This is a genomic window from Bacteroides sp. B1-V-101, assembly GCF_023656585.1.
Lineage (GTDB): Bacteria > Bacteroidota > Bacteroidia > Bacteroidales > Bacteroidaceae > Bacteroides > Bacteroides thetaiotaomicron.
This window is the reverse complement of sequence record NZ_JAMOKH010000012.1, coordinates 144,961-159,973: the sequence shown is the minus strand read 5'-3', so window position 1 is coordinate 159,973 and position 15,013 is coordinate 144,961. Positions and strand designations below refer to the sequence as shown.

General features: G+C 40.9%; 13 protein-coding genes and 2 other RNA genes. 4 read left to right on the top strand and 11 right to left on the bottom strand.

Annotated elements, in window-relative coordinates; all coding sequences use genetic code 11:
* Positions 1–100: 100 nt before the first annotated feature.
* Positions 101–535, bottom strand: a complete 435-nt coding sequence (locus NBH01_RS11760; protein WP_250700115.1) for a DUF6078 family protein — start codon at positions 533–535, stop codon at positions 101–103.
* 322 nt (positions 536–857) lie between these two features.
* Between NBH01_RS11760 and ssrA (NBH01_RS11755) the strand changes: the two genes are divergently transcribed.
* Positions 858–1,254: a transfer-messenger RNA gene (gene ssrA, locus NBH01_RS11755) on the top strand.
* 206 nt (positions 1,255–1,460) lie between these two features.
* Positions 1,461–1,858, top strand: a transfer-messenger RNA (tmRNA) gene (ssrA, locus tag NBH01_RS11750).
* Between the two features lie 104 nt (positions 1,859–1,962).
* Here the strand turns inward: ssrA (NBH01_RS11750) and NBH01_RS11745 are convergent.
* The 10 genes from NBH01_RS11745 to NBH01_RS11700 form a co-directional block, all read right to left on the bottom strand.
* Positions 1,963–3,852 (bottom strand): WG repeat-containing protein, encoded by a 1,890-nt coding sequence (locus NBH01_RS11745; RefSeq protein WP_117589535.1) that lies wholly within the window; start codon positions 3,850–3,852, stop codon positions 1,963–1,965.
* An 18-nt stretch (positions 3,853–3,870) separates the two neighbouring features.
* On the bottom strand, positions 3,871–4,485 hold the full coding sequence (locus NBH01_RS11740) for a hypothetical protein (protein WP_117589534.1): 615 nt from the start codon (positions 4,483–4,485) through the stop codon (positions 3,871–3,873).
* Positions 4,486–4,522: 37 nt separating this feature from the next.
* The gene (locus tag NBH01_RS11735; RefSeq protein ID WP_005680237.1) at positions 4,523–4,702 is read right to left on the bottom strand and encodes a hypothetical protein; all 180 of its coding nucleotides are present in this window, start codon (positions 4,700–4,702) and stop codon (positions 4,523–4,525) included.
* Positions 4,703–4,729: 27 nt separating this feature from the next.
* A complete protein-coding gene (locus NBH01_RS11730) occupies positions 4,730–5,854 on the bottom strand; it encodes a GIY-YIG nuclease family protein (RefSeq protein ID WP_117589533.1) in 1,125 nt (374 codons plus the stop codon).
* 325 nt (positions 5,855–6,179) lie between these two features.
* A complete protein-coding gene (gene mobV, locus NBH01_RS11725) occupies positions 6,180–7,526 on the bottom strand; it encodes a MobV family relaxase (protein ID WP_117710136.1) in 1,347 nt (448 codons plus the stop codon).
* 184 nt (positions 7,527–7,710) lie between these two features.
* A complete protein-coding gene (locus NBH01_RS11720) occupies positions 7,711–8,643 on the bottom strand; it encodes a DUF8464 domain-containing protein (RefSeq protein ID WP_117710135.1) in 933 nt (310 codons plus the stop codon).
* A 278-nt stretch (positions 8,644–8,921) separates the two neighbouring features.
* Positions 8,922–9,992, bottom strand: a complete 1,071-nt coding sequence (locus NBH01_RS11715) for an AAA family ATPase (RefSeq protein WP_117710134.1) — start codon at positions 9,990–9,992, stop codon at positions 8,922–8,924.
* An 11-nt stretch (positions 9,993–10,003) separates the two neighbouring features.
* Positions 10,004–10,312, bottom strand: a complete 309-nt coding sequence (locus tag NBH01_RS11710; protein ID WP_117710133.1) for a DUF3853 family protein — start codon at positions 10,310–10,312, stop codon at positions 10,004–10,006.
* Positions 10,313–10,533: 221 nt separating this feature from the next.
* A complete protein-coding gene (locus tag NBH01_RS11705; protein WP_117710132.1) occupies positions 10,534–11,553 on the bottom strand; it encodes a hypothetical protein in 1,020 nt (339 codons plus the stop codon).
* Positions 11,554–11,555: 2 nt separating this feature from the next.
* Positions 11,556–12,848 (bottom strand): site-specific integrase, encoded by a 1,293-nt coding sequence (locus tag NBH01_RS11700; protein WP_117710131.1) that lies wholly within the window; start codon positions 12,846–12,848, stop codon positions 11,556–11,558.
* Positions 12,849–13,338: 490 nt separating this feature from the next.
* Here NBH01_RS11700 and NBH01_RS11695 point away from each other — a divergent pair, with 490 nt between their 5' ends.
* On the top strand, positions 13,339–13,890 hold the full coding sequence (locus NBH01_RS11695; RefSeq protein ID WP_008760068.1) for an RNA polymerase sigma-70 factor: 552 nt from the start codon (positions 13,339–13,341) through the stop codon (positions 13,888–13,890).
* Between the two features lie 46 nt (positions 13,891–13,936).
* Positions 13,937–14,923, top strand: a complete 987-nt coding sequence (locus NBH01_RS11690; RefSeq protein ID WP_070750168.1) for a FecR family protein — start codon at positions 13,937–13,939, stop codon at positions 14,921–14,923.
* Positions 14,924–15,013: the final 90 nt, after the last annotated feature.

Here is a 15,013-nt window from a genome sequence, read left to right as displayed (position 1 = left end):
TTCGAACGATAGAAATCGCCAAGAAGTTCAAGCTGATAAGGACTAAAGGTCATGTCACTCTTTTTCATCTTTTATTCATTTTAGTTGATACTTATAGTAGTCAACCAAATCCAGGGTAAGACAAACTGTCGAAATACTCACTTTGAATGACTCCCAGTTCTTTGGCGGTGTTTATAACCCATTGCTGCTCGGCGGGAGTGAGCGCCAGTTTGCCACTGCGTTTCAAGTAGTAGTTTTTACGTCCCAGATATCCGATCATCCGGTAGCGGAACGTGTTTGCAACGCGCACTGTGAGTGCATTTATTGTGCACATGAATCCTTTGGCGTAGCGCACCTTTTCGTTCGAACAGAAATAGTCACATTTTCCTTTTATGCCCTTTATATGGTTTGGATTCATAATTGGCAGAAAAACTTTGTTTGCAGGGGCGTGTTTTAAAGCTATCTGTCGCAGGCAAGTCGAGGCTTGCGGGCAATTTTCGGCAGCGCACATTCCGAATGTGAAAGGTACTTGAGAATAATCAAATGGTTCTTCCATTGCTTTTTTGGGGTTGATAGTATTTATTATATTCCACAAATGTACGGATAATGTTGGTAAGTTGGAAATAACCGGGCCTACAAATGTTGTATGTCTGGGAGCCAAGTCTGCCTCCGCTCATGATATATCTCTGTATACCGGATAGCATATCATCGGCTAATATTTGCAAATATATGATGGTTAGTAACAAAAGAATATGTATCTTTGTGCCAAAGAAAACAGGATTATTGAAAGGATATGATGTATTATTTATCCCTTATTTGTTTCTCAAATATAAAATAACGATTGTTCTCTTTTGATTTTCAGACCGTTACAAAGTCATGGGGTTGACTGGATTTGACAGCGGGCAGAAATGGTAGGTAAGCATGCAGTGGGTCGGTAATTTCCACTTAAATCTCAGTTATCAAAACTTTATCTGGCGAAACTAATTACGCTCTTGCTGCTTAATCGAATCACAGTAGATTAGCTTAATCCAGGCACTAGGTGCCAGGACGAGACATCACTCGGAAGCTGTTGCTCCGAAGCATTCCGGTTCAGTGGTGCAGTAACATCGGGGATAGTCAGAAGCGGCCTCGCGTTTTTGATGAAACTTTAGAGGATAAGGCAGGAATTGATGGCTTTGGTTCTGCTCCTGCACGAAAATTTAGGCAAAGATAAGCATGTAGAAAGCTTATGATTTCCTCGTTTGGACGAGGGTTCGATTCCCTCCAGCTCCACAATAGATGTTGATTATTAGGTAGTTATGAATAATACACCCTAATTTACACCCGGTTTAATGTGGCAGATGTTTATTTATCATTCTTTATATTGAATGATAGTCTATTTCTTAAATAAATTAACAGTATGATATTTTCTAATATACAAAGATACTAATCTATGGATTTGTTTAAGTAATAAAGAAACGTTATCTTTGCAAAATCATTTTGGGCTTGACTGGAATTGACAGCGAGTTGGAATGGTATGTAAGCATGCAGTGCGTGGTTGATTGGCACTATAATCCCAGTTTTCAAAAATTTATCTGGCAACGAAAATTATGCTCTCGCTGCTTAATCGAAGTATAGTAGATTAGCTTTATTTCCGCCAAAGTGGTAGAAACGAGATGTCACTCAAAAGCTCTTGTTCCGAAGCGTTTGATAAAGTGGCACAGTAAAATCGGGAATAGTTTGAGTTTTTCCTCGTAACTCTTACGAAACTTTAGAGGATAAGGCATAAGTTGGTGGCTTTGGTCTTGCTTATGTTCGAAAATTTTAGGCAAAGATAAGCATGTAGAAAGCATATGGTTTCCTCGTTTGGACGGGAGTTCGATTCTCCCCAGGTCCACAATACTTAGATAATTATTTTTTATGTATAAAAGTATTCCCGTACAGAATTTGATGTCCTGTGCGGGAATATTTTTAAGTGTTCGATGATACATGAATATTTCTTAACTATTCCTCTGTCATCGCTTTAGACATTAAAAAGAACGAATTTTCTCCTTTACAATAAACAATATCATAACAAGCATCTTTAGAGCGATAAAGGTTTTCATCTTCCCTTTTTAGTCCCAAAGTTTCTGTAAGATATTGTGGTATAGCATCAAATAATTTTTGAGGATTATCACCTATCGGTGAAGCATTCGCATTAATCTCTACTTTAATCACAATTACACACTTACATTCATAAAGAATGCCGACGGAATATGTTGCAAAAACTTGATTTATACCCCAATCTCTGTTATGCAAGTCAACCATCCCACTTGCTGGCATTTGTTTTATATTGTATAAATCCATAATTCTTGAAATAGGTTGACCCATTTTTAAACTATCAATGCCATCGGATGTTAATTTATCAAATATTGACGCCAATGTTTTCTTTTCATCTATATAATTGGTTACAACTCCCCAAGCATCATAATCAGACAAGGAGTGAGGTGCTATTAAAGAAGACCAAAAGGATGAGTAACTGGGGGAATTTGTAAATGGGGGAACTGAAATTTTGTAATAAGAGTTGTTGTCTACTGGATTCCCTTTCTTGTTAGCAAAGTAATATTTCTCATTTTCTGCCATTATGATATATTGGGATAATGGGTAAAAACATGAAACGTTTTCTATTTTATTTTTAATCTCACCTTTAGAATTTATTGCATATACATTCATATATTGATTATCCCAGTCATCTTTTAAATTAGCAATTGTATCAGCAACATATATCCAATCACCTACAATACCTAAAGCTCGCGAATACTTAGGCTCTACAATGCTTTCTCCTTGTATGTTAAGTTGTCCCCATAATCCAGTTTTACTGTCTTGAAATAAAGCGACATTGTCAATGAAAGGTGAAATACTATAAATATTAGAGGGGAATCTCTGTGCTTTTTCGCCTTTTTCATTGAGTAAGAAGTTTTCTATTAAACAATATCCGTTTTCAAAAAAAGTGTATGAATATTGTTGGTATCCATTGGAACTGGCTTCAAATAATTCTTTTCCATTGGGGTCGATAACTAACCATTTGTCAACTTCTTTGTTATATACAATAGCTTTTCCTTCATGGAAAGGGAAAGCGTTATCATAAATAGGTTCTATCACAACATTGCCTTGTGGATCTATATATCCGCATTTACGATTTTCTAATCGAAACCAAGCACGTTGCTCCGTAAAGAACGGAGATACACATAAGAATTCCTTCCCCTGATACGGAAGCAAATAAAAAGCAGTTTCTCCCGTTTCTGTTAAATAGTGAATACGTTCATCCGTAGACACAACTGGGATTATTCCCTCACTACATACACCTCCTTGCTTATAACCTTTTGGAGTCCCTATTAATTTAGGAGTTGGAGTTGCGGAATAGTAAAGATATTGATTTGTATCATAATCCCAAACTCTAAACACTCCATTTACTGCATAAGACGGTCTTTTATCAAATTTGTTTTCAAACAAGATGTTTCCATCAACTCCAACCATGCCCCATTTCCCATGTTTTTCTTTTTGGAAAGCTACATGGGTCACTTCAGGAAAATCGGTATTTGACTTAAAAGAACAACTCGAAAGCGTACCCATAAATATTACAAACGATAAAAACAAAGGGCGAAAATACCAATTAGTAATTTTAGGTTTCCTTTCGGCATGAACGTAGGGGATTTTGTCTAATGAATTTTCATCATCCAAAGCTCTCAGAATTTTTCGAATGGGTAAACCTTCCTTATAATCTTTATTGAAAATGCCATTCTTTATAAAAAGATGCATAAACTCTTTTGCAAGAGTCATTTCGCTTTGAGGATGTTTCGTAAAATAATCTTGCAATACACTGTTGATACTTGAAATACGTTCATTTTTCTTCATAATACGTCATATTATAAGTTATTCGGAATATGTTTTTCCATTAATCGTCACATTTGTTATGCCACTTGTATCTTTGCCTGCCATAGCGGCACCTTCCTTTACCGCCTGAATGAGAAAAGGTCCCAGTTGTTCCAAAGCTTTGTGGAATTTTTCTTCTGTTTGTTTCATCTTTTGAGAAGGGCTGAGGTAATCGCTGCAATTTGATACTTTACCGTTTTTATCGAGGGTAAATGTTTTTTCTAAGAATGAGCAGTTCCCATTCTTTTCATTTATTGTATATGCAACAGCGAAAGCTACAAATGCGCTATCACCGTTTCCTATAAATGCGAGTTCATCAAAAATACCTCGTGTATCTAATAGCTTGGTGCATCCTGGTATTGAATCTTTTTTATATGTATTATCCATTTGCCATACTTCAACGGGAATACTTGTCTTTTTTTCTGCCAAAATCCATTCCATTATTTTGTAACTTTCTCCTTCCTTTAAACTATCCTCAATGGAATGGACTACGTACTGTTTACCCCATTCTATGATTTGTTCATCGGAAGCGTTTGCAAATAGTACATCCTTCTGTGATGGTGAACAACCAAGATAAAACATCAAAATGAAAATAGAAGTAATAATTTTTTTCATGATGCTATATTATTTAAGTTAGAATTAAATTTTTTGATTAATCCATAAAAGGAGAAGCGATTAGACCTATTAAAATTACTATACAAAGTAGAATGATAATGATGATTGGAATCATCAGGCAACCGCCACATCCTTGTAGAAACTCCGCTTTACCTTTTGCAAACTCTATTTGGGCTTTCTCATATTCAGAAAGTCTTTCAGCATTTTGCTCCTTCATAACTTCATTGTTTGTTCATTGGAAATATCAATAACCATTAATGACTTCATTCATGTCATCTACAACTTTTATAACATTCCCGTCAGAATCCAATACAAAAAGTTTTTCTTCCACTACGTAACCGCCATAACTGTTTTTAGCCCTATATTTATGAAGAGCAAAATAAGTATTATTGTCTTTATTATATATACCAAAGGCTTCCCAACTTATTCCTTCATAACTGTCAGGGTCTTTAAGATAATGCCGTTTAAGATAGACCCTTACTCCTGCCATAGCTTTTGTTTGAGATGGTCCTTTGTTGCTCCCGTAGTTTTCGATTCTATTGTTACCCTTTGAAGAAGTGCTGTATTCTCTACTTGAAATATTAAAAATTATAACCACAACAAGAAAAATCAATACCGCTATCCATTGTCGGCGTTCTTTATTTTTTTTATTTTGTATGTAGGTGGGATTTTGAATAATACAACCACAAGAAAGGCATTTAATGTACTCCTCATTTTTTAACCCTTCATCAATTGTTAGATTTATACCACAATTGCTGCATTGCATTTGTTGTGGATAAGTATTTAGTTTTAATTGGTTATTTGGTATTGGGGCTTGTTTCGCTGAAGTGCATGAACGAAGCGCAGAAAGCTCCTTGCGGAAATCAAGATTAGTTTTATTGAAATTTCCTTGCAAGTTAAGAGGGGGATTATATGTGCGAATCAATTCTTTTTCAACATTTGCATAATCATTATTTGCATAATAAAAAAGTAGCAGGTTGTCTTTCATCCATTCGGTCAGTGTACGCTCGTCAAATTCACCAAATGTAGTTTTTCCGTTTTGGGGAGAGTTAATGTCTCTTGGAATCAGTTTGAATCCCAATAAACATCCTAATGATTTACGAATTGTGGAATTTCCGGCAGTGCCAGTGAAATGTTGTTTATAGTCACGAATACGCAGACTTTTACTGCTTTTGCCTACATACACGACATTGTATTTTTCTTTTTTGTGCTGAAAAGAGGTTAGTATGGGAGTAGTGGAAATTTGCACTTTTATGGGCAATGAGGACGTACTACGTAATACTATGATATAGTTACCGGGCTTATCAGGTAAGACTGAAGCTCTCGTTTTTTGAGGGTCAAATAAAGAAAATTCATCTTGTGAAATCATGTTGTTGGTTTCATACATAGCCGCCTGAGACCCTACTAAGCAGAGTTATACAAAAAGAAGCGTGGGCCTACATGCCACGTCTTAGATGAAGGTCGTAGGAAAATACCTTGAGTACAGATATGGATATAGCAGCCCACGCCTATAGCGTGAGAACCACTATGCTATCCTTGTACTCTTTGAAAATTTCCTACGTTTTCATCTACAAGATAAGCATAACGCTTCTAAAAATTCTAATATGTCTTGGAAAGAACACACTCAATCCAGTGCAAAAATATGAAAAACAGCTGAATAAATGAAACCAAAGCCCCTTATTTTTTATTACGCTTTACATCCTCAATCCCCTTTTGGGTATGTTTTCCTCTTTTTGGGTGTAGCCTACACCCAGTTTCTCTTTGAGCTCTTGAAACTTCATTTTAAACCATTCAAGTATCGGCATTCCGTCAATGCACAGCCGGAACTTTCCTTTCTCCTGCGGATTTCTCTCTACGGTTGCCGTTGAATGCTCCGTCCTGAACTTCTCCTTGTGTTCTTTTGAATAGAGCCTTCCCTTGAACTCCACGGGTTGCAGGCTGACGATTTGCCTTGTCAGTTCTTCGGTGAACCCCACTTCCCGGCATTGTTCGGCTATGGGCAGCAGTTCCGTTACGATAGGGAAATAGGTGTCTATCTGTTTCAGCCTATTGTCATACCCTGCAATTTTCTGCTGGTAACTTCGGTCTATCCTGATTATCTCGCTGTTGTGGCGGTTCTCCATTTTTGTCTGCTCCCTCTGTTCGGCTTGTACCTGCTTTTGCAGATCTACAATGTCTCGCTTCAAATTTTCGTTCTCCGCTTCCAGCCTCTTGACCTTGCTGCCGCCCAAAAGAGAACTCACCCCGTCCGCTATGACTGTGGTGGCGTTTACCGCCGCACCTTTCATCTTCTGCACGTTGATTTCCCTCTTTACTTGCTTCAACCTCTTCTGCGCTTCCTCTTCCAGCCCCAGCAGGGCTTCTATGTTCTCTTGCAGGCTGTCCTGCTGTTCCACCAGTTCCTTGTAATATTGTGAGGTGGAAACGTGTCTTGCCAGTGAGCCGTCCACACCTCTTTGCAAACTGTACTTGTTCATGGCTTGTGCATAAGTGTCCTGATAGTGTTTCAGCTTGTGCCTTGCCATTACGTCATCAGCGCACAGCCGTACATCCTGCGGGTTCTTCTTTCTGTATTTTTTCTTCCCGTTCTGTTCGTCTTGTTTGGCTTTCCTGCGTTCTCCCGTCACTATCGGTACGATAGTGGCGTGTATGTGCGGTGTCTTCTCGTCCATGTGCAGGACTGCCGATACGAGGTTTTGCTCCCCGTATGTTTCCCGTAGCCATTTCAGGTTGTCGTTGCACCAGCCGTCAAGTCGTCCGTCCGCTTCCATTTGTTTCATGTCCTTGTTGCTTCCGGTGAGCAGTACCCGGATTGCCTTCACCTGATTGGTGCCCACCTTGCGTCTGATACCTGCCGTTTCTATCCGGTGTGCTATCGCCTGCGTTCGGTTTTTCACCCCTTCGGGAAACCGCACCAGTTCCCGGTTCAGGTGCGTTCGTGTTCTGTCTGCATTCTTCGGATGAATGGTACGCTCTATGTGTGTGGACATTGCACCGTCCGCACCTTTCGCCTTTTCCAAATGCAAAACTGCATATCCCATAACTGTAATATATTTTTTCGGTTAATACTTCCCCTGCCTTGCTTCCATGCCGCATGGCTCCGGGGTTTCAAAAGGGGCGGCGTCCCTTTTGCTCATTGGGGCTTTTTTAGCGATGCGTGCATTGCGTCAAGAAAAAGCCCTAATGAGCTATGACTTTTTCAAAAGTCGTCCGGTGCACGTGCGGTTACATCCTGAAACCTTTGCCTTTCCTCTCCGGCTTCTCCTGCTGCCGTTCGGGTTGTTCGTTCTGTTTACTCCGGAGGAAGTCGTTCAGGTCGTTGTAGCCTCCGTATATGTGCGATGCGTCCCGGATGCGTAGCCCGTATTCCTCCCGCAGTTCCTGAACGGCTTCCATTCCCGCCTTGTCGTTGTCAAGGAAACAGTGGATGAGCCCGTAACCGCCCAATGGTCGGATTGCTTTGGAGAGGTTGGAAGTCGAGTTCAGTACGATGTAGTCCTGCCCGTCAAGGTCGGGGCGGGCAGGACACCTTTCCAGCCGCAGGGTGAGGAAGGAAAGGTAGTCCATGAAGCCCTCGAAGAGGTAGCAGGATTCCTTTGGCTGTTCCTGCCGTATGTGTGTGATGTCTTTCGGGGCTATACAGCCCTTGAAGAATTTGTTGCGTATTTCGTAGCCTCCCGAACGGTTGGGGAAGCCGACGGCAAAGTAGGGTTTGCCGTCAGTCAGGTAGCGCACCTCCCTGCATTCTCTTTTTGCCAGTTCCGTATTTATCCCCCTTTGCCGCAGATAGGACAATAGGGCGGGGGAAGAAAGCGGCACCACCTCTAACTGCCGGAAACTCGGTTTAGAGAGTGGTTGCCCGCCAAAAGAGAAGGAGACCGGGCGCACGTTTGGTGCCTGCTCCGCTATCCGTTCCAAGAGGTAGGGCAGGCTGTCGGACGCGTAGAGCTCCTGCGCCAGTGCGATGATGTTCCCGCCCCTGCTCGCGCCAAAATCGTACCATAGGTTGCGTTCCACGTTCACCTTGAAGGACGGTTCCTGCTCGTCCCTGAACGGTGACTTGTACCATAGGCTGTCTCCCTGCCGTCTTACTGGGTTGTAGCCAAGACTGTGCAGATATTCCTCTATGCGTATCTGCTTCGCTTCATTCGTATTCATGTGGGTTTCTGTTTAAGTGGACATTGTTTTTTCTTTTCGCCCGTACTTTTTGCATGTTGTGAGCTGCATCCGCTTTATTTTACTTCGCTATATATATGCACCCTGACTAAAGTAAAGCGGTTTCCGGGCTGTCATGCTGTTTTTCTTGTCAAGTGGTGCAAATGTCTTTTTTGTTTTTGCCCGTACCTTTTCTATATATTACGGGCTATATCCACTTTACTTTATTTCCGTATATATATAGTACGTGACTAAAGTAAAGTGGTTTCCATGCAATACCGCTAATAGTGGAAATCGGGTTTGAAGGTGTATTTCCTGCCGTTCTCCTGCACGATCATCCGTTTGTTCTTCAATACGGTAATGAGGTCTGTCACCCTGTTTCCGCCAAGCATGACACCGACAGAGGCGTAGGTTTCCCTCAATACCCTTTCGAGTTCCTTGTAGCCGTATTCGTCTTTCAGGGTGAATGCCGCTTCCAGTGCGATGCGGTGCTGCTGCTCGGTGACATCCTTGTACGGGTCGAATTTCCTCCTCCCTTTGCCCGGCTCCTTCTCCTTGAACTGATAGCCGTCCAGCAGTTCGGGCAGTGCCTCCTCATTGATACGGAATGCGAACGGCTCGAAATCCACCGCCCTGATATGTGCGGTTTTGACCGTACTTATGTCGGGGTTCTTGCTGTCCTTCTCCACTTGCAGTACGGTTTCCGCCTTGTTGCTGAGTTCGGTTCCGATGTGCCCCCTTGCGTTCTCGTCCCCCTTGTTCTGGTGCAGGATAGTATGGATGTGGATATTCCTTTCCCCCGTCCATGTCATCAGTAGGGAGATAATTCTTGTGGACTCGCCGGAACTGTTGATGTCATACACCATGTCCCGTATTCCGTCAATGATTACCAGCCCTACATTCTCGGTTCGGTAGATTGCCTCCCTTACGATTGCTATACGCTCTTCGGGCGTGTATTTCCTTAGGACGAGAAATTCAAGGTCTTCATGGTTTCTGTCTGTGGGTAGTCCCGCCATGCGCAATATCCGTTTTGCCACCTTTGCGCAGTGGTAGGTGCTTTGCTCGGTGTCCACATAGAGTATTTTCCGCTTGTTTTCGGGCAGTTCAGCCGTGTAGCTTAGTACCGTTCCGTTTTTCAGCGCAGCCGCCACGATTGCGGAAACATTGAATGTTTTCTTGCTTTTGGCTTTTCCGATTGACGCACTGAAATTGCCCAGCGTGCCTATGACGGAGCCCCGCACTTTCAGGATTTCGGGTGCCTTCTCGTAGTCATCCGAAAGGTCGAGCCGTGAGGCTTGCCATAGTATCACCGCCTCTTCGGGCGTGACCTCTTTTCTTTCTCTGTACTCCATAGCCTGCCTCCTTATCTGCGTCCCCCGTTTTTGTGTCCTGCCAGTTCCAGTGCCATGTCCGCATCGACGATGATTTTGCGTCCTATCTGCGTGACGGCTCTGTCTATCTTTCCGCTTTTCTTGATACGGTTTGCGGTGGGTATGCTGCACCCGAACAGCCGGGCTATGCCGCCTATCCCGTACACGTATTTCTTGTCCTTGTTGGCTACGGGCTGCGCTGCTCCCATTTCTTTTTCCTGCAAGGCATGGCGGTTCAGGAATATGAATTCCTCGCCCGTCATCTGCCATACGGGTTTTGATAAAAGTTCTTTCACTTCCATTTTCTTGATATGATTAAGTTTACACTGTAAGCCCTGCGCGTGGGCTTTTTACCTCGTTCGAACAGTGCAAAGTTAGTCCCGGGTACGAGTGGTAAGGATGTGGATAGCGTGATTGGGGTATCACGCTATCTTGTTAAATATCAGTAAGTAATAAAAAGTGGTAGAAATTATTTTGAGTGGTAAAAGTGGTTGTGTCGTGGAATGTCGGGACATATCATCGGCTATCGGAATATTGACCGCATTTCCTTAGCAAATTCCTGATTGCTGTCACTGGGAAAATCGGAAACGGGCTCTTTGTATTTTGACTTGTAGTATGTATCGTCTATTCCCAGCAGGTTCATGATGTCCTCTTTCCATTTTTCTCTGTCCGGCTTGGGTAGCGTTTCACCCATAAGGAAAATGAGATAGCATACACGTGCCTTCTCCCTCGGTCTTATTTTCAGTCTGCTTTCGTATGGTTGCAGGTTCATGTTGGCGTAGAAGTCCAATTCGGAAACGGCTTCGAACTGCTCACCGTTGCATTTTTCGTAAACGGCTGACAAGAGTTTCATGGGGAAGTAGGTGGGCGGGGTTGTCTGTGCGGTGACAGCTTCCTTTTCTTCTCCCTCCTTTTTCTTTTGGTCTGTCAGGTATTTTTCAAGGATAGCCAATAGTGAGCCGCTCAGCCTGCAAATATCCCCGCAATGGTTTTTCAGGCATTGCAGGGCTTCACGCTTTGCCTGCTCCTTTTGCTTGTACAGTTCGTCCAGCCTGGCTTTCTCCTTGTCGTATTCCCGTTTGCACCGTTCGTACCTTCTTTCCAAAAGCTCCTCTTCCTGACGGTCGTGCTCCCTGAAACCTACCGCCTCCAAAGAGCCGTTGGCTTCCATGAGTTCCCGGTAATATTCATTTGTGACTTTCATCTGTCTGTCAATGCCCCAGTCAAAACGGCTTTCATGCTGTCGGCAGACATATCCGGTATCGAGACGGTCGAAAAACTCCTTGCAGGTATTGTAGGTCGATATATTGTTCTCAATCTCACGTTTCAGGCTGTTCAGGAGTACGGAATAGTGTGTAGCGTCCATTTCAAGTATGAGGCTGATAAGTGCGGTTTCAAAGGTCTGCGTGTCCCCGTACTCTCTGTAAAAACCGGAAATGAACTGTTGCTTCTCAAAAGAGAAACTGCCTCCGGACATTATTTCGGTGTATATCTTGTTGAGTTTCCCGTAGCGGGGTATCATTGATGTTATTCTTTCGTCCATAGTTATATCAGATTAAATTTAGTCATGGCATTGATTTTAATCTCATCCGCTATATCAATATAGGGCTTCATCGCTTTGTAATCGCTGTGTCCCGTCCATTTCATTACTACTTGTACTGGAATCCCAAGCGCCAAAGCATTACAAATAAATGTTCGTCTTCCAGTGTGGGTACTTAACAATGCGTATTTAGGTGTAACTTCGTCTATTCGTTCATTTCCTCTATAATATGTTTCTCGTATTGGTTCATCTATTTCTGCCAGTTGTCCCAGTTCTTTTAAAAATTCGTTCATTCTTTGGTTGCTTACAACTGGCAATGCCTTGTCATTAGGGAACGGCACATCTTTGTACTTTTCGAGTATTGCCTTGCTGTGATCATTTAATTCAATAATAAGACTGTCTGCTGTCTTTATGGTAATAACCTCGATGTGACCGTTTTTAACGTCACTATGTTTCAAATTATACACATCGGAGTGACGTAATCCTGTGAAACAGCAAAATAGCAATACATCCCTTACTCTTTCAAGGTATTTCTTTGTTGGTGGTATTGGGCAGGTTCTTAGTTTATTTATTTCATTTTGGGTGAGGAATATCACTTTTTTTGGTGCACTTTTCATTTTAGGCGTGAATTTATCATAAGCCATGTTTTGGTGATACCCTTTTCGATTACCCCAACGTAAGAACCATTTTACGAACTTGATTTGTTTGGCAATGGAAGTGTTGCGCATGTTTTTTTCTGTACGTAAAAATTCTATATAGTCATTGAAATGTTTTTCCGTCCAACTGTCAAACGTAGTATTAGGGTCAAATGTGTAAATGTGTTTTTTGACTGTTGCAAACTTTTTGAGGGTTGAGGAAGACCAGTCATTTTGTTTGCTACATTCTGCAACAAATTCATTGAAAACTTTCATGAAATCCAATTCAACCTTCTGCTTTTCTTCATGGCTTTCTTTTTTTTCCTCTTTTGTTTTTAGGTTGAACGCTTCTTTAATTTGTGCAGGGGTGGGTATTACATCTTGCACCTCGAATTCTTTGAACACATTCTGTATTTCGGTGTATTGCCGCAATAGTTCTGCGTTGATTTCGGATGCACTTTGCTTTAGTTTGTTGGTACAACCGTTTCTAACCCGTTGCTTGTCTGTGTCCCATTTTTCTACATCAATTCTATATCCCGTTGTAAATTCGATACGCTGACTGGCAAAGATAACACGCATACGGATTGGCACATTCTTTGTAACTGGAATACCGTCTTTTTTGCGGCTTTCCGGTGCAAAAATGATATTTCTTTTAATATTCATAATTGGGTGTGTTTGAAAATGACACCCAAAAATACACCCGAAAAATGAGATATACAATGATATTAAGAGATATTTAGATTAATGAAAGAAAGAGATAAATAACTGATTATATGATATTTGATGTTCTGTGAGATTTTATAAAAAGGTTCGAGAGACACCCTCCAGCTCCACTTAAAAAAAACAAATGAAAGCTCTGATTATCAGAGCTTTTTCTTTTTGCAGTTTTTCTCTTTTACTCCCCTTTTTATTGTTGATCCTTTATTTTATCTCTTTTTAAATACAAAGTCAATTTCTTATACATCCTATCACTCTATTCTCTTTTGGTATGATAATATGGCTATTTGGTATTGTCAATATTTATGTGTTTTTGTTTTATATACGGAATAATTATAAATATATGCAAACAAGTATTAATAATATATCTTTATTATGTTCTAATCTTTGAGAATGTCTACTTTTATACTTGTAATCGATAATAATCTTAGCGGATATGGAAAATAATGTTAACCAAATTGAGCTGAAGTTTCAGCGTTTTTTTATTTCTAATTTTCCGAAAGTAAAGAATTATGCCCAGCTGTTGCTTAAGTCGGAAGTTGATGCTGAAGATGTTGCTCAAGATATTTTCTGTAAGCTTTGGTTACAACCGGAAATATGGCTTGACAATGAAAATGAATTAGATAACTACCTCTTTATAATGACCAGAAACATTATTCTGAATATCTTCAAGCATCAGCAAATCGAACGGGAATATCAGGAAGGATACCTTGAGAAAACAGTACTTCATGAATTGATAGAAGGGGAAGATGCCCTTAATAATATATATTATGAAGAAATGTTGCTGGTTGTTCGCCTGACTTTGGAAAAAATGCCTGAACGGCGAAGGTTAATATTCGAGCTGAGTCGTTTTAAGGGATTAAGTTATAAAGAAATCGCAGAAAAGCTTAATGTTTCCATCCGTACGGTAGAGCACCAGGTGTATTTAGCACTGATAGAACTAAAAAAAGTGCTTCTATTTTTATTTTTTCTATTTTCCTTTAAGTAGTGTTTTTCTTTTAGTTGTATTTAGTGTATAAAGGAAGAAATTAATGATGAAAAACTATATTCAACAGATCATAGAGTTATTCGGGCATAATGAGTATTCATTGGCTACGCGTAGAAAAGTGCAGCGATGGTTGGCTGACGACAATCATGCGGAAGAAAAAAAAGAAGCACTTCACACGTTGTGGCAACAAGCGGGAGAACAGAAAGTACCTCGCGGAATGCAACAGTCCATATTACGGATGCAACAAAATCTGGGAATGCAGTCTGTCGGTTCCGGTAAAAAGTATCAGTTACTTATATGGAGAGCAGCAGCTATTTTCCTGTTGGCAGTATCGTCTGTTTCTATCTATCTGATGTTGGAGAAAGACAAACTGCAAAAAGACTTGGTAGAATGTTTCATACCAACGGCGGAAATACGTGAACTTACATTGCCCGATGGTACCCGGGTGATGCTAAATTCGAGAAGCACCTTACTGTACCCGGAGCAGTTTGCCGGTAAGACCAGAAGTGTATATTTGATTGGCGAAGCAAATTTCCAGGTAAAGCCGGATGAAAAACATCCTTTTATAGTGAAAGCCAATGATTTTCAAATAACAGCTTTAGGTACAGAGTTTAACGTGAATGCCTATCCGGAGAACAATGAACTGATTGCAACTCTGCTGGAAGGTAGTGTGAAGGTAGAATTTAATAATCTGATATCTAATGTAATACTTAAACCCAATGAGCAGATAACGTATAATAAACAGACCCGGAAACGTAGCCTCCAATCGCCTCGGATAGAGGATGTGACTGCCTGGCAGCGTGGAGAACTGGTTTTCAGTGATATGCATCTCGATGAGATTTTTACGAGTCTCGAACGCAAATTTCCCTATACCTTTGTTTATAGCCTTCACAGCCTGAACAATAAATCGTATAGTTTCCGTTTCCAACAGCAAGCCACTTTGGAAGAGGTGATGAAGATAATAACGCAGGTGGCAGGGGATGTGAAATATATAATTAAGGGGAATAAATGCTATATAACTGATAAAATATAGAAAAACGATTGTTGAACCTTTTTTAACTTAATGTACTATGCAAAAAAGTATCCGGAAGAAATGGCCGTTTCTCCCGGATGTGAAATCATT